The sequence below is a fragment of the Serratia sp. M24T3 genome, from assembly GCF_000257645.1.
GTDB lineage: Bacteria > Pseudomonadota > Gammaproteobacteria > Enterobacterales > Enterobacteriaceae > Rouxiella.
Window position 1 is genome coordinate 169879 of sequence record NZ_AJHJ01000005.1, and the last position, 16216, is coordinate 186094.

Annotated in this window: 14 protein-coding genes; 3 read left to right on the plus strand and 11 right to left on the minus strand. The window is 51.0% G+C overall.

The window, feature by feature from the left end:
- Nucleotides 1–70 precede the first annotated feature (70 nt).
- The 3 genes from pdxH to pdxY all read left to right on the plus strand — a co-directional run bounded on the left by pdxH (nucleotide 71) and on the right by pdxY (nucleotide 3135).
- Entirely contained in the window at nucleotides 71–748 is a 678-nt protein-coding gene (gene pdxH, locus SPM24T3_RS06565; protein ID WP_009635940.1) for a pyridoxamine 5'-phosphate oxidase, read from the plus strand.
- Nucleotides 749–901: 153 nt separating this feature from the next.
- Nucleotides 902–2176, plus strand: coding sequence for a tyrosine--tRNA ligase (gene tyrS, locus SPM24T3_RS06570; protein ID WP_009635941.1), 1275 nt, complete (start codon nucleotides 902–904; stop codon nucleotides 2174–2176).
- A gap of 98 nt (nucleotides 2177–2274) precedes the next feature.
- Nucleotides 2275–3135: a pyridoxal kinase PdxY gene (gene pdxY, locus SPM24T3_RS06575; RefSeq protein ID WP_009635942.1), complete on the plus strand. Its 861-nt coding sequence runs from the start codon at nucleotides 2275–2277 to the stop codon at nucleotides 3133–3135.
- A gap of 94 nt (nucleotides 3136–3229) precedes the next feature.
- On the opposite strand, the gene gstA is transcribed toward pdxY, so the two are convergent.
- The 11 genes from gstA to sapA form a co-directional block, all read right to left on the minus strand.
- Complete coding sequence (gstA, locus tag SPM24T3_RS06580) at nucleotides 3230–3835, minus strand: glutathione transferase GstA (protein WP_009635943.1); 606 nt, start codon at nucleotides 3833–3835, stop codon at nucleotides 3230–3232.
- Between the two features lie 96 nt (nucleotides 3836–3931).
- On the minus strand, nucleotides 3932–4798 hold the full coding sequence (gene dapA / locus SPM24T3_RS06585) for a 4-hydroxy-tetrahydrodipicolinate synthase (RefSeq protein ID WP_009635944.1): 867 nt from the start codon (nucleotides 4796–4798) through the stop codon (nucleotides 3932–3934).
- 261 nt (nucleotides 4799–5059) lie between these two features.
- The gene (locus SPM24T3_RS06590) at nucleotides 5060–5356 is read right to left on the minus strand and encodes a hypothetical protein (protein ID WP_009635945.1); all 297 of its coding nucleotides are present in this window, start codon (nucleotides 5354–5356) and stop codon (nucleotides 5060–5062) included.
- A gap of 331 nt (nucleotides 5357–5687) precedes the next feature.
- Complete coding sequence (gene fabV, locus SPM24T3_RS06595; protein WP_009635946.1) at nucleotides 5688–6887, minus strand: enoyl-ACP reductase FabV; 1200 nt, start codon at nucleotides 6885–6887, stop codon at nucleotides 5688–5690.
- A gap of 242 nt (nucleotides 6888–7129) precedes the next feature.
- The gene (dtpA, locus tag SPM24T3_RS06600; RefSeq protein ID WP_037377763.1) at nucleotides 7130–8650 is read right to left on the minus strand and encodes a dipeptide/tripeptide permease DtpA; all 1521 of its coding nucleotides are present in this window, start codon (nucleotides 8648–8650) and stop codon (nucleotides 7130–7132) included.
- 560 nt (nucleotides 8651–9210) lie between these two features.
- Nucleotides 9211–10389, minus strand: coding sequence for a peroxidase-related enzyme (locus SPM24T3_RS06605; protein ID WP_009635948.1), 1179 nt, complete (start codon nucleotides 10387–10389; stop codon nucleotides 9211–9213).
- Between the two features lie 193 nt (nucleotides 10390–10582).
- Nucleotides 10583–11395 carry a putrescine export ABC transporter ATP-binding protein SapF gene (sapF, locus tag SPM24T3_RS06610; RefSeq protein ID WP_009635949.1) on the minus strand — a complete coding sequence of 271 codons (813 nt, stop codon included), beginning with the start codon at nucleotides 11393–11395 and terminating at the stop codon, nucleotides 10583–10585.
- Nucleotides 11395–12387 carry a putrescine export ABC transporter ATP-binding protein SapD gene (gene sapD / locus SPM24T3_RS06615; protein WP_009635950.1) on the minus strand — a complete coding sequence of 331 codons (993 nt, stop codon included), beginning with the start codon at nucleotides 12385–12387 and terminating at the stop codon, nucleotides 11395–11397. Before sapD ends, sapF begins: the two co-directional genes overlap by 1 nt.
- Nucleotides 12387–13277, minus strand: a complete 891-nt coding sequence (gene sapC / locus SPM24T3_RS06620; RefSeq protein ID WP_009635951.1) for a putrescine export ABC transporter permease SapC — start codon at nucleotides 13275–13277, stop codon at nucleotides 12387–12389. Before sapC ends, sapD begins: the two co-directional genes overlap by 1 nt.
- Nucleotides 13264–14229 (minus strand): putrescine export ABC transporter permease SapB, encoded by a 966-nt coding sequence (gene sapB, locus SPM24T3_RS06625; RefSeq protein ID WP_009635952.1) that lies wholly within the window; start codon nucleotides 14227–14229, stop codon nucleotides 13264–13266. Before sapB ends, sapC begins: the two co-directional genes overlap by 14 nt.
- Nucleotides 14226–15962 (minus strand): ABC transporter substrate-binding protein SapA, encoded by a 1737-nt coding sequence (sapA, locus tag SPM24T3_RS06630; RefSeq protein ID WP_009635953.1) that lies wholly within the window; start codon nucleotides 15960–15962, stop codon nucleotides 14226–14228. Before sapA ends, sapB begins: the two co-directional genes overlap by 4 nt.
- Between the last annotated feature and the right edge of the window lie 254 nt (nucleotides 15963–16216).

Genomic DNA, 16216 nt, shown 5'->3' on the forward strand with positions numbered 1-16216 from the left:
AGGGAGTTGTGAATTGACCGAGTCTGGCGCAAAATAACGTCATCTTTCAAATAAACTATGTTGGTCCTATATGGCTGAAAATAATGAGTTTGATGTTGCAGACTTGCGACGCGAATATATTCGTGGCGGTCTGCGTCGCAAGGATTTAAGCGCAGAGCCGCTACCGTTGTTCGAGCAATGGCTCAAGCAGGCGTGCGAGGCTAAATTACCTGACCCAACGGCCATGTGTGTCGCGACAGTGGATGAAAACGGTCAACCGTTCCAGCGCATTGTATTGCTCAAACATTTTGATGATAAAGGCATGGTTTTCTTTACCAACCTTGGCAGCCGCAAAGCGCAGCAGCTGGCGGTAAATCCGCGTATTAGCCTGCTGTTTCCTTGGCACATGCTTGATCGTCAGGTGATTTTCCTCGGTCAGGCCGAGCGTCTGCCGACGTTGGACGTGATGAAATACTTTACCAGCCGCCCAAAAGACAGTCAGATTGGAGCCTGGGTTTCCCAGCAATCCTCGCGTATTTCGGCGCGTGGCATACTTGAGAGCAAATTCCTCGAGCTAAAACAAAAATTCAGCCAGGGTGAAGTGCCGCTACCTAGTTTCTGGGGCGGTTTTCGCGTCAAATTTGATTCGGTCGAATTTTGGCAGGGCGGCGAGCATCGCCTGCACGACCGCTTTATCTACCAGCGTGAGACCTCTTCTGAAGACAATTCCACAACAACGGGTTGGAAAATCGACCGTCTGGCGCCGTAAGCCGCTAAAAGTTGTCTGAAAACCTAGCGCTTGCCTCGCGAGCGCTTTATTCTATGCAATCACCGATTTCGCAAGCGCGTTGACGAGGGTGTCGATGCGTTTTTTGCATGAACGATCCCGATAAACAATTTTCCAGAATTGATGGAGTTTTTGATGGCCAGCAGCAACTTGATTCAACAATTGCAGGAGCGGGGGCTAATTGCCCAGGTTACGGACGAAAAAGCGTTAGCAGAGCGACTGGCGCAAGGGCCAATTGCACTGTATTGCGGTTTCGATCCAACCGCCGATAGCCTGCACTTGGGCCATCTGGTGCCTTTGCTTTGCCTGAAACGCTTTCAATTGCACGGCCACAAGCCGGTTGCACTGGTGGGTGGCGCGACCGGTCTTATCGGCGATCCTAGCTTCAAGGCCGCAGAGCGCAAGCTGAACACCAGCGAAACTGTAAACGAGTGGGTCGAGAAAATCCGCACTCAGGTGTCTCCGTTCCTGGATTTCAACTGTGGCGAAAACAGCGCGATTACCGCCAACAACTACGACTGGTTTGGTGGCATGAATGTGCTGACTTTCCTGCGTGATATCGGCAAACACTTCTCTGTTAACCAGATGATTAACAAGGAAGCCGTCAAGCAGCGTCTGAATCGCGACGACAGCGGGATCTCTTTCACCGAGTTCTCTTATAACCTGCTGCAAGGTTACGATTTCTCTTCGCTGTACGACTTGCACAAGGTTGAACTGCAAATTGGTGGTTCTGACCAGTGGGGCAATATTACCTCGGGTATTGACCTGACCCGTCGTCTGCATCAGAAACAGGTGTTCGGTCTGACCGTGCCTCTGATCACCAAGGCAGACGGCACCAAGTTTGGAAAAACCGAAGGCGGCGCAGTGTGGCTGGATCCGAAAAAGACCAGTCCGTACAAGTTTTACCAGTTCTGGATCAACACCGCCGATGCTGACGTTTATCGCTTCCTGAAATTCTTCACCTTTATGAGCCTTGAAGATATCAACGCGCTGGAAGAAGAAGATAAAAACAGCGGTAAAGCTCCGCGCGCCCAATATGTGCTGGCCGAGCAAGTCACCGGCATGGTGCATGGCGAAGAAGGTTTGGCTGCTGCGCGTCGCATTACCGCCAGTCTGTTCTCGGGCGCACTCAGCGACATGACTGAAGCTGACTTCGCTCAACTGGCGCAAGACGGCATGCCAACCATCGAGTTAGAAGGCGAGGTTGACCTGCAACAGGCGCTGGTCAATGCTGAGTTAGAGCCCTCTCGCGGACGTGCGCGCACGGCTATCTCTTCCAACGCCGTGGTGGTAAACGGTGAAAAGCAGGCCGATCCTGAATACAAATTCAGCGATAGCGATCGCCTGTTTGGTCGCTACACGTTGCTGCGCCGTGGCAAGAAGAACTACTGCCTGGCAGTCTGGAAATAATCTCCCTTTGCCGGCCAGCGCTGTTTAGTGCAGCGCTCGCCGGTTTGATAACTTACCCGTTGCGCCATTTTGTTGATGACGTCGGCATCGGACCTCGCATGAAAAATATTCTCTCGATTCAATCCCACACCGTTTTTGGTCACGCAGGCAACAGCGCGGCAGAATTTCCGATGCGTCGTATGGGCGCAAACGTTTGGCCGCTGAATACTGTGCAGTTTTCCAACCACACGCAATACGGGCGCTGGACGGGTTGTGTAATGCCCGCCAGCCACTTGACTGATATTGCGCGCGGCATTGCTGAAATCGATCGTCTCAAGGATTGTGACGCGGTGCTAAGCGGCTATATTGGTTCGGCGGAGCAGGGCGAACATATTCTGCAAATCGTCAGTCAGGTGAAAGCTGCCAATCCCGATGCCTGGTATTTTTGCGATCCGGTAATGGGTCACCCTGAAAAAGGCTGTATCGTTGCACCGGGCGTGGCGGAGTTTCACTGCAAGCAGGCTTTGGTGAGCTGCGATATTATTGCACCTAACCTGCTGGAGCTTGAAATGCTGTCAGGCCGCACGGTGAGTAATGTTGAAGAGTCGGTAGCAGCGGCGCGCGAGCTCATTGCCAAAGGTCCAAAAGTGGTGCTGATTAAGCACTTGAGTCGCGCCGGTTATCAAAGCGATCGTTTTGAAATGCTGCTGGTGACTGCCCAGGATGCGTGGCACATTCATCGTCCGCTGGTGGATTTTGGCATACGTCAGCCAGTGGGCGTCGGGGATTTGACCAGCGGATTGCTGCTGGTGGATTTGCTGAAAGGCGAACAGCTGGATAAGGCGCTGGAGCACGTTACTGCGGCGGTTTACGAGGTGATGCTGGCGACTCATTCAATGGGTGAATATGAATTGCAGGTCGTGGCGGCACAGGATCAGATTGTTAAGCCTAATCATCATTTCCCGGCAGTTAAGCTGTAATCAAGCCTGATTTTACTGACTCCCCCGTAGCTCGGGGGAGTCAGTAATGTAGAACTTCGTTTGGCAGTGTGTTCTTTGTCCCGGCGACCAGAAACTATTTCAAACCTTCCGCAGTCAACGCCGCATCGACGGCCGGGCGCGCCGCAACTCGCTCAAAGTAACCGCTAAGCTCTTTATACTGACTCAAATCAAACTTCAGCACTTTTGCCCAGGTCAACATGGTAAATAGGTAAGCATCGGCGACACTGAATCGTTGACCGAGTAAAAATTGCTTATTTTTCAGAGAATCATCCAGATAAGAGAATTTTTTGCTCATCGCTTCACGTTGCAGGGCTTTGTATTCATCAGGGATTTTGGCGTTGAAAAGCGGACTCAATCCACGGTGCAGCTCGGTTGCAATATAGTTCAACCACTCCAGCGCCTCATAGCGCGCCAGCGAGCCCGGTTCAGGAAGCAGCTGGCGGTCAGGCTTTTGATCGGCGATGTACTGCACAATCACTGGGCCTTCTGTTAGCACTGTCCCATCGTCAAGCACCAGTGTCGGCACCTGTCCCTTGGGATTGAGCTGGTACAAACTCTCACCTTGTTCTGTTCTCTTGGTCACTAAATCGACTTTTGAGATGGTGAAATCCAGACCCGCTTCGCGCAAAACGATATGCGGGGAGAGTGAACAGGCTCCTGCTTTATAATAAAGTTTCATACAAACTCCAGCTAATACGTTGGCCCTTTCAGGCAATGGGCAGTGGGTTTTTAATGAAATTAACGTTAAAAAAGAGGCGACTGTTCACATTATAATCTATCTGCTGAATGTGTTGAGATAATCCTTAACAGCTTCTTCCACTTCAAGCGGTGCAGGCAGCAAGGGGGCGCGGACTTCATTTTTCATCATGCCATCGAGTGAAAGTGCATATTTAATCGCCGCCGGATTAGGTGCAGCAAACATCAGGCGAATGAGTGGCATCAACTGATAGAAATTTTTGCGCGCTGCGGCTAAATCCCCTTCTTCAACCTGTTTTACCAGCTCAACAAAACGATTAGGGAACAGATGGGCCGAGGCGGTGATTGCGCCGGTTCCACCCAGACATAGGGTAGTAAGAATTTGCCCGTCTTCGCCAGACATGACGTCAAGCTCTCCGTCGGCAATCAGCGCCAGACTCAGGTCGTTGCTGCCGCCGCAGTCTTTGACCGCAACAATACGCGGATGCTTGGCCAAACGGCGCAGGGTTTCCAATTCAAGATGAATTCCACTGCGGTAAGGCACGTTGTAAACCACGATAGGGACATTGGAATTATCAGCCAGCTCGGTAAACCAGACTTCAAGAGCGGCCTGGGAAGGGCGAATGTAGTAGGGTGCGGGCAGTAAAATACCGGCAATCGGCCGTTTGATGATGGCATTTTGCATCGCCAGCACGCTCGGCATATGGGTACCTGAAAGGCCCATCATCACTTTGTCGCCGGGAACCACTTTGAGCACGGCATCGAGCACCAGCAACTGTTCTTCTTTGCTCAGCATCGGTGCTTCACCCGTAGTGCCGCAAACGACGACGCCGCTAACGCCCTGTTTCATCACGTAATGACAGAGTTTAGAGAGGGCGGGGAAGTCAATTTCGCCCTGATTGAAAGGCGTGACAAGGGGAACCCAAATACCAGAAAATGTAGACATAATTAACACGCATGACCCAGTGGTCATCCAAAAAAAGTGTAGGGAGGCGTTAAAACCTGCTCATTATTAGCGTTGTTTCAGCTTGTAATCAGTCTGCTGTAAAAATCAGGCGGCGGCTAATGGAATGATTTAATAAGGCCGCGAGCATTATTGATGTGGCTAATGATGATGCTTTTAACGTCGTTTTTGGCGGCTTATTCTGGGTGTTGGCGGTTAGGGTGCAGATAAATGTTGTGCGCATTGCGTGTTGCGCAGCCAGGCTTAAGGCTGAGGCGGAGTAGGTGGTGTTGGCGGCGGTGAGGGTTTATCGTGCTTCTCGCGATATTCACGGCGATAGCCTCGCGATTTTCTCCGGCCATCAAGCCATAAATAGGTGCAAACGAGGCAAACAGCGCCGGAAAAAACCACGTTGCGCATGTCGCGGTCATAAAAATAAACCAGCACACAGTCTAACGCCGCAACAATGGCAAACCATTTATGCACGTGTGAAATTTTGCGCGTTTCCGCATTGAGGCGTTTTAACTGACGTCCTTCATCCAGGACTTTACGTTTTTCCATGCTGGCCTTCCTGGTGAACGAGAGTAATCAATTGAATATAACAAAACTGGCAAGCAAATACCGGGCCGCATTGAAAAACTTCCGCATTTTTTGTCAAAACCCCTTACAGAGAAGTTTCAAACAATTTCCGCTGGTCGATTAATCCGCTAGGTTATTGATGAGCCTTGCATTGTGCCAGTTGCTGACAGGGGGAAAATACCGATAGCCGTGAGCATAAGAAAGGCGGTAAAAACAGTGGGGGTTAATTGCAGTAAAGAATGAAAGGTAATAAAAAGGAGGAACATTGCGGTTCCCCCTTTTAAACATCAAACTTTTAGGCTAATTCAAACGATTAGACTAATTCGATCACGTCAAAGTTAGCTTCGGCGCTGACGTCGGCATCGTAATCAACGCCTTTCAGACCAAAACCAAACAGGCGCAGGAATTCGTCTTTGTAGCCCTGATAATCGGTCAGCTGATAGATGTTGTCATCAGTCAGCTGAGCCCAGATCACGCCGCAATTTTTCTGAACTTCGTCACGCAGTTCCCAGTCATCCAGGCGCAGACGGTTTTTGTCGTCAGTTTCTGGCACTGAGTCATTGTACAGTTTGGTAGCGAACAGACGTTGGATTTGCTCGATGGTGCCTTCGTGAATCCCTTGCTCTTTCATGATTTTAAAAGAGATAGCGATATAGAGCGGCATTACCGGAATAGCTGCAGAAGCCTGAGTCACCACAGATTTCAGAACGGCAACGTTGGCAGAACCGCCCTTGGCTTTAAGTTTCGCGTCGATAGCCTGAGCTGCGCGATCCAGGTCTTCTTTAGCTTTGCCCAGCGTGCCGTGCCAGTAGATTGGCCAGGTCAGCTCGGTACCAATGTAAGAGTAGGCAACAGACTTGGCGTTGTCGGCCAGCACGCCAGCGTCGGCGAGGGCGTTCATCCACAGTTCCCAGTCCTGGCCGCCCATGACTTGAATGGTATCGGCAATTTCTTGCTCATTGGCCGGCTCGACAACTGCGGTAACCAGCTTGTCTTTGTTGGTGTCCAATGCGGTGGATTCGTATGGGGCACCGATAGGTTTCAGCGCTGAACGTACCAGCTCACCTGATTCAGGCATTTTACGTACCGGCGAAGCCAGTGAATAAACTACCAGGTCGATTTGACCCAGGTCTTCTTTGATAAGTTTGATAACGGTATCGCGGCATTCATTGGAGAATGCATCACCGTTAATGCTTTTTGAATACAAGCCTTCTTCTTTTGCGGCTTTATCGAAAGCGGCAGAGTTGTACCAGCCGGCTGAACCTGTTTTGCTTTCGCTGCCCGGTTTTTCGAAGAATACCCCAATGGTGGCAGCATCTGCACCAAAAGCGGCATTAATTCTTGAGGCAAGCCCATAACCAGTGGAGGCACCAATGACCAGGACACGTTTTGGTCCGTCTTTCAGTTTGCCCTGCGCTTTCACGTATGCAATTTGCTCACGCACGTTGGCTTCGCAGCCGATTGGGTGAGTGGTCGTACAGATAAATCCACGAATTTTAGGTTTGATAATCATGACAAGGCTTATCTTGTTGGTTATTAATGGACGGTAATATTACCTTATTTTCTCGACAAGCTTAAGACTCTGGTTTTGTATCAGAGCAAAATGTCAGAATTTAATTGTAGCGGGGAGTGTGCGATGGGTAAGAACAGACTGAAAATTAAGCATTTACTAATAATAGTGCGGCCCTATGAGACCGCGCTATTCTGCCTTCCCGATAGCGTTTTTAGCGCAGCGGGAAGGCAGGCATTCGTCAATTACGACTGAGAAGACAGCACGCGTTCCGCAGGCTTTTTCTCATCGGTTGGGCGTTCCAGAGTCATGCGATTCAGTTTAGACGCGGTCAGCAGCATCAGAATGGCAATCACCCCGGTCGCGGCACCAATCTGCAAGAACACATGGCTATAGATAGCCAGAGAAGCGTGCGCATCGGTGATGTCGCCAGGCACGGCGGTCAGCACAGCCACTTTACCGGCAATGATCGCCGCCGCTGCCGTGGTCAGATACCATGAACCCATGATAAAGCCCATCAGGCGCTGTGGAACCAACTGTGCCACCATCGCCAGACCTAAGCCAGAAATCATCAGCTCGCCAATACTTTGCAGCGCATAGCTCAGCACCAGCCAGTTAACAGAAACGATACCCGCGTCGTTGGCGAAGCTTGCGCCCCACGGCAGAACCAGGAAAGCCAGTGAACACAGCACCATGCCAATCGCAAACTTGTGCGGCATCGGCATGCTTTTGCCCAACTTGGCATAGATAGCGGCCAGAATCGGGCTTGCCAGCATAATCCAGAACGGGTTCAGCGCCTGATACTGCTCAGGCTGGAAATCAATTCCCAGCAAGTGATTGTTAACGTTGTGAATGGCAAAGAAGTTCAGCGAGGTTGGCATCTGGCTGTACAGCACGAAAAAGACGATAGCTTCTAGCATCAGAATAAACGCGACGATCATTTTACGACGCGCCAGACCCTGCAACGAGAAAGTCTCTTTCGCGAAGATGCAGATAATACCGACAGAAACCACGGCCAGCGCCCAACGGGCGATCGACTGGTTATGCAGCAGGAAGCTGGAAATGGCCACCAGCGCGGCAACGCCGACCAGAACCATCAGCAGCTTGCCATAGTTCAGCGGTTTGAAGTCTGGCTTGGAACCGTGATTTTTAACCCAGCGGCGGCAGAAGATAAAGTTCACCAGAGTGATCAGCATGCCGACCACGCTCAGAGAGAACGCAACGCCCCAGCCGTATTTGGCGGCCAGATAAGGCGTAGCCAGCATTGAGAAGAACGAACCGATGTTTACAGACATGTAGTACATGGTAAACGCGCCATCGAGACGCGGGTCGTCTTTTTCATAGCAAGTTGAAAGCAAAGAGGATGGATTTGCCTTAAACAAGCCACTGCCGACGGCGATAGTCGCCATGCCCATGTAAACCCAGAAAATATCATGACCGGAATAGGCAACCTGAGCATAACCCAGCGCCAGTACGATAGCCCCAAGCACGATCACGCGTTTGGAACCCAGCACTTTATCGCCCAGCCAGCCGCCGATGGCGACAAAGCCATAGACCAGAGCACTAAAGGAAGAGAACAGGGTGATGGAGTCGGCTTCGCTCAGGCCAAGCATCTTGACCAGATAAACCGCCATGATCCCTTGCAGGCCGTAGTAACCAAATCGCTCCCATAATTCGATGGAGAAAATAAGGTAGAACGCGCGAGGCTGTTTGAAGGCGTTCATGCTGACGCTTTCATTGGTTGGTGTTGAGTTTGTTTTTGACACTAAGACCTCTGTTTAATTCTGCTTATCCAAGGACAAGTAGCACATAAGTCGCGCAATCGCGCTCTTTGCATAGTTATTAGGATGTATGACGGCAAGTAATGTTCACTATCTTTGAGTATCAGGCAAGCTTTTTGTCATATCCTGTTACAGTTATCCTTCGGTGCCTGATTAAACCTTAATCGAATTGTTATGCAGGATTAAAATTTATGTTTAATTAGATTGTTGAATTTATATCCTGATTAAATATCAATCGTTTATCGGTTGGTGATTCACCCTGTTATCTGCTTCATTATCGGAGTTATGAGGATGAATTATAGGAATCGGCTGAGGGTAAATACTGTTGAATTGGTTTTTTGCAGGATTTTATAAATGAGTAATCTAGATGATTTTGCAAGTGTTTTTTAGACGACGATTGTAATGTGATATTCGTCACTATTTAACACTAAATTTTAGATAGGAATTAACAATAGAACCAGAACAAGCGGTAAGAGTCAGCAGGGACGGTTGAAAAAGCGTCATCGCCAGCTGATTAGACCTGCGATGACCTTTTTGAGGGTGTCTTATGCCAGGCGAGAGTCACCAAGAGTTTGAATCAGGCGATTCAACCAGTTAAACAGCGCGGTACTCAATAAAATATCAACAATTTGCGGATGTTGGTAGTCGGCATCCAGCAAAAGTTGCAGCGCAGCGGCATCGAATTTTTCTGGCGATTGGGTCAGTGTCTGTACCACTTTGACTAATGGGTCTACCGTTTTTTCCGAAGACTTGTTGGCTTGGATATCGTCAAACAGTTGGTCGATATGACTCGACTCTCCACCGGTTTCGAGATAATAGCGACCGTGAATGCCAGCGCAGAATAAACAACCATTAATGCGCGAGGTCGCGGCGGCGGCCCACTCTTTGGGAGAAGATTTCTGGTCGCCGGGCTGTTGCATAATGTGTGTAGTGATGGCTGACAGGGCTTCCAGCGTTGCCACGTCGTGCGCCAGCAACTTATAGAAAGAAGATTCGTGTGCGTCCGGGGCACAGAAGTCCAGCACGTCTAACTGCTGCTGGCTGGCCTTTTTCAAATCTACCTCGGGCAAATACGCGTGCCAACGGCGCAGCTCCAGCGAAAATCCTCGTTGGCTGTTCTCCTCCGCGCGGGGAAACCCTGGTAAAACGGTGGCCGGACGTCCTGCCAATGCATTAATCACGGCCAGCAAACGAGCCTGAAAACTGACAAAGCCAATCAGCTGAGTGAACAGCACGATGTCTTGAGTGCTCAACCCCACATCGCTTAGCTGAGTCAGCATCGACGGGTTAATCAGCGTGGGTTGGGTGGCCAGTAAACGGGCATATTGCGCGAGATGAGTTTGCCGAATATTGCTTTCTCGGGAGGCGTCAGGGCAATTTAGCGGGGCAAGGCGGGCAGCATAATGGCTGCAAAGCGGCTGAATACCCGTAACCTGTGCCACAGTCAGCGCGCTGCTCAGGCGATCATACAACGATAACGTCTGATGTCGCGAAACTGAAATTTCTTGAGGAAACAGCTTGTTATAGCAAGTCTGTGCCGCGAACAGCAAGCCGTTGCGCTGGGTAAGCAAGCGGCGTAGCGAAGGCTCTATCTTTTGTTCAAGTCCAAGCAGAAAACTGTCTGTGTCGTGGGTTTGACAGGGATCCAATGGGGTATGCCGCTGCTGGCTGGTCTGGGTTTCGTGATACCAGCCATCAATCGCGGCCCGGCGCTGATGTTCCATGATCGAGTCCTTTGCGTAAGGCTATTTCAGACTCTATCCTTGCCGATTGCTCACGCCAGATAAAATACTGTTAAGTGATAATTAATAGCTAAAAGGAATAGTAAAATTTGAAAAAGGACTATAAAAGGATAAGGGAAACGGTGAGAGAGACGCAGCGGATCAGCTGTAAGCGCTAATCCGCCAAACCACGTCGTCAGATTGTAGTATCGCGATGCCAGTCATCGGCGGTCAAGGCTTCGCCAAAGTGGCTGGAAATCAGTCTTTTGGTCAGCTCATGTTGCGGGGTTGCCAGCACCTCGGCCGTTGTGCCGCGCTCAACCACCTCGCCGTTATGCATGACCAACACCTGATCGCTAATGTGCTTCATCAGGCCGAGATGCTGGGTGACATAAATATATGAAATTTCATGTTTATCTTGTAGTTCCAGCATCATATTGATGATCTGCGAACGCATCGACATATCCAGCGATGCCAGTGCCTCGTCGGCCACAATAACCTTGGGTTGCAGGATTAATGCCCGCGCAAGCGCCACGCGTTGCACCTGACCGGAAGCCAGCATGTGCGGATAATAATTGGCGTGATTGGGCAGTAAACCGACCTGACGCAGGGTCTGATTAATTCGAGTCTCGCGTTCTGGCGCTTCCATGGTGCTGGTCAAACGAAGAGGAGCCTCGAGGATTTGTCCGATGCGCTGTCGCGGGTTCAACGAGGTTGTCGGATCCTGAAAAATCATACGGATCATCTGGCTGCGGTGGCGATAATCGCCAAACCTCAGACTTTCTTCATCAATAAGAATTTCACCGCTGGTAGGCTCGATCATCCCGGCGAGCATTTTTGCCAGCGTCGATTTACCCGAGCCGTTTTCACCAATAATCGCCAGCGTCTGCTGCGATTTCAGGGTGAAGTTAACCGGCTTTACCGCCTGCAAATTCATCTTGCGAAACAGTCCAGTACGGTAGCGGAACGTTTTGCACAGGTCTCTGACTTCGAGCAACGTCTCGGCCATTATTGCTCCTCCATGTTCAGCGGGAAGTGGCAGGCATAGGCGTGAGTCTTGGCCAGACGCAGGCGCGGTGTTTCAATACATTTTTTCTGCGCATAAGGACAGCGAGGCCCTAATCGGCAGCCAATCGGCAAATGTTCCAGCGACGGAATCGCACCTGGCAGAGTGTTCAGCCGGCTTTTGTGTGGCAGTGAGCGCCCGAAATCAGGCATTGCACGGATCAGCGCCTGAGTATAAGGGTGATGCGGCGCGGCCAGCAGGTCTTCCACCACCGCGCTTTCCACCGTTTGGCCGCAGTACAGCACATTTACCCGATTGGCCCATTTGCTCATCATCTGCAAATCATGGCTGATCAATAAAATTGTGGTGCCATTATTTTGATTGAGGCGAGCCAGCAGGCGGAAAATCTGCGCCTGCGTAGTAGGTTCCATGGCATTGGTCGGCTCGTCGGCGATCAGCAGGCGCGGCTGATTGGCCAGCGCGATAGCGATCATGACCTTTTGGCATTCCCCTTCGGTCAGTTCATAGGGGAAACTCGCCATGATATCTTTGTGATCTTTGATGCCGACGCGATGCAGCAGCTCGATAGCACGGCGTTTACGCCATCTAAACCGCTGATACCACAATCCTTTGTAGGTCCAGCCGGGGATCGCCTGGATAAGCTGTTTACCAATGCTTTCCGAGGGGTCCAGACAGGATTGTGGTTCCTGAAAAATCATCGAAATATTGTGGCCTATCAGCTTGCGGCGCTCGCGGGGGCTGAGTTGCAGCAGGTCGATATCATCAAAGCGCATGCGGTCGGCGGTGATGCGCCAGTTGTCTTTAGTCACGCCGCAAATTGCCTTGGCAATCAGGCTTTTGCCCGACCCTGATTCGCCTACCAGTCCGCGAACCTCTCCGGCGGTCAGCGTCATACTGACCCGATCGACAGCCTTGACCGGTCCATCGGAGGTCATAAATTCAATGGTTAGATTGCGAATATCCAGTAAAGGCATTATTTCACCCCTGCAATAATCGCGCGACGCACACCATCGCCGAGAAGATTGATCAGCAAGACGCTAATCAGAATGGCAGCACCGGGTAACATTACGGTCCACGGCGCGGCGTAAACGAGCTCCAGCGAATCGCCGAGCATCGCTCCCCATTCTGGCGACGGCAGCTGTGCGCCTAAATCAAGGAAACCAAGCGCGGCAATATCCATAATTGCCATCGACAAACCGCGAGTAAATTCGGTGACCAGTACAACAATAATGTTCGGGAATACTGCGTAACGCAGGATTTGCAGCGTAGTCGCGCCGTCAAGTCTTACCGCAACCACATACTCTTTTTCCATTTCATCGTGCACGGCCACGTAAAGCGTGCGCGCCATGCGAGGGATAAGTGCCATCCACACCGCCAAATAAGCGTGCTCAAGTTTTGGACCGACAAATGCCACCACCACGATAGCCAGCAGCAGTGACGGAATCGACAGCAGCGTATCGAGAATATGGTTTAGCGCTGCTGAACGAAGGCCACGTGTACAGCCAGCCAATACGCCGATGATTAATGCACAAAACGCCGCGGCAATGGTGACCACAATCGCGCCACCAATGGTTGGAGCCGCACCGCTAAGAATGCGACTTAATAGATCGCGACCCAAATCATCGGTGCCAAGGAAGAATGACACATCGCCATAGCGTGACCACGAAGGTGGCAACAGTTGAAAACCCAAAAATTGTTGATCAAGCTGATAGGGCGCCAGCAGGCCGCCAAACAGGCAAAGGAAAGCCAGCCCAATCACGCCGTAGAAGCCAATCATCGACAGGCTGTCACGGTAGAAAATACGCCAGGTGTAACGCAGCGGACTGGGCACCTGTTTTTCGCGATAGATGTTATCGAAGGGCATACCATTCCTTATGTTTCAATGGATTCAACAATGCGCCCAAAATATCTGATAGCACGTTCACCAGAATAACCAGCGAACCGACTACCATCACTCCCGCTGAAATGGCGGCGTAATCCTGCTGGCGAACGGCGTTAACCATCCAGCGTCCCAGACCCGGCCAGTTAAATACTACCTCGGTTATCATCGCCAGCGTCAGCATGGTTGAAAACTGTAAACCGAGCTGCGGGATGATTGGCGGCAACGCATTATGCAATACGTGGCGGCGAATAATCGAGAAACGCGACAGCCCACGAGTCGCGGCGGCCTTGACATAATTTTTCGATAACACGTCGTCGGTGCTGATCCGCATTAGGCGGATAACCTCGGTAGTCGGTGCGACCGCCAGTGCAGCAATAGGCAGAATCATATGTTTGACTGCACTGACGATCATTTCGTGTCGATAGGGCGAATGTGACAGCCAGGCATCGATCAGCGTAAATCCGGTCACTGGCTTGAGCTGATAAAGTAAGTCTATACGCCCCGATACCGGCAGCCAGCCTAATTGCAGAGAGAAAAATAGCATCATAAGCAGCGCCAGCCAGAAGACCGGAATAGAGAAGCCCAGTAGCGCCAGCGTGCTGATGGCCAGGTCCGGCCATTTGCCGCGCATCGCACCCGCAGTGAGCCCCAGAGGGATCCCGACCAGCAAGGCAAGGAAGAATGCGAAAATACACAGTTCCATCGTAGCTGGAAAAACGCTGACAAGCTGAGCGCTGATCGGCTCACCGTTGATACTGGATACGCCAAAATCCAGCTGACACAGGCCGCTAAAGAAGAAACGATAGGCGTCCCACAGCGAAGCACCCTGCAATGGAGCATGGGGCGTGAAATAACTCAGGCTGAACGCCACCAGACTCAATAGAAACAGGGTGATGATAAACAGCAGCAGGCGGCGCAAAATAAAGATAATCACGGCGTTTTGTCTCCTGCCTGAACGGGAATATTGGCATCATTATCTCTGCCGGTAGAGGCGTCGCGGAACACCCCTGCAAACGATGAGTTACCGAACGGACTAAGAACCAACCCTTTGATATCATAGCGATAAGCCTGCAAGCGTAGCGATGAGGCAAGCGGCAATACCGGTAGCTGTTTTTCAAGAATGGCCTGGGCCTGCTGGTAGTAGTCAATTCGCTGCGACAATTGCTGTGAAAGCAGTGCCTGATGCAGCAGCCCGTCAAACTCCGGACTACACCAGTGAGCATAGTTGGTCTGCGAATGAATTGCTGCGCAGCTCAGCACCGGTCGGAAGAAGCTGTCGGGATCGTTACTGTCGGTGGACCAACCTGATAGCGTCAGGTCATGGTTCATCTCCATCAAACGCGCTTCCTGGAAACGACCTTCTACCGGCACAATAATCACTTTGATGCCGATCTGCCCCAAATCGGCCTGAATCAGCTCGGCAGTTTTTAGTGGGCTAGGATTATAAGATTGCGAGACAATCGGCACCCAAAGATGCAGCGTCATATTCTTTTTGCCAAGGCTTTCAAGGATCTGCCGCGCTTTTTCAGGATTGTATTCTGTGACTTTGGCATTGCTGTCATAGGCCCACGACGCGCGTGGTAATACCGACGCCGCCGTTTCTGCCGTGCCGTAATAAATAGACTGCATCAAACGCTGATTGTTAATTGCCAGCGCAACCGCTTCACGCACGCGGACATCATCCAACGGCGGTTTACTGGTATTAAATGCCAGATACGCCACGTTCATTCCCGGGCGCAGTGTCAGTCGTAAACGCGGATCATCACGTAAAATTGACAGCTGGCTAGCTGCAGGATAGGCCAACACGTCGCATTCTCCGGTAAGCAGCTTTGAAAGACGACCGGTGCCGCCAACGCCCATGTCGATCACTACCTGCTGCATGCGCGGCACGCCTTTCCAGTACTGGCCGTTGCGCGCTAGCCTCACGTATTGCCCGGCGCGAAAATCGGCGAGCTGGAACGGGCCAGTGCCCACCGGCTGGCGATCGATCTGCTCTTCATTACCGCTTTTTTGCAGCTTGTCGGCATATTCGTCGGAGAGTATCGGGGCGTAATGAGTTGCCAGATGCCAAAGGAAGGAGGCATCGGGATTATTTAATTTAAATTCAACAGTATAGTCGTCAATCTTTTTAACGCTTTTTACGGTTTTTGAAAATTGTAAACTGTCGAAATAAGGATAATCGCTGCCGTTAACACTGTGATAATGATTATTTTCGTCGATCACGCGTTCGGTGCTAAACACTACGTCGTCGGCATTCATCATCCGGGTAGGAGTAAACCACGGCGTAGTTTGAAAGGGGACGTCTTTACGCAGATGAAAACGGTAGGTTGCGCCGTTATCAAGCACTTCCCAGCTTTGCGCCAGTTCGGGGATCAGGCGATAGGTATACGGGTCTACGTCGAGCAGGCGATCGTAAAGTTGTGCGGCGAGGGTATCGACAACCAGCCCGCTGCTGGCTTTTTGCGGATTAAAGGTATTAACCATACCGTTGACACAATAAACAAAGCCGCTGCGGCGGATATCACTCTTTGGGGCAGGATTGGTAGCTGGAGGCGTTTTTTCGCTGGCTGAATGTGCAACAGGCAGGACTTCAGCCAGCGTTGTGGCAGCAAAACAGGACGACACGAGGCCGGCGAAAATTAGCATCCAATGGGTTAAACGACGCATAAGGGCTTCAAATGTAAGTAAGCAATCTGCTAAGTGTACCGCACTCTGTCAGCCACCCAAACCATTGCGTAAAACTATCCCGAAGAGTAGCCGTAAACTTGGTGTGGTAATGAGAAAAATTCTCAACAAAGTGCTTTACAAATGGTACTGATAACTATTATCATCTTTTTATCGACTGCGGAGCGACTCGCCCTGGGACGTAAAACAGTCGATACGACATTGCTCACATTGCTTCCAGATTTACTTGGCCAGCT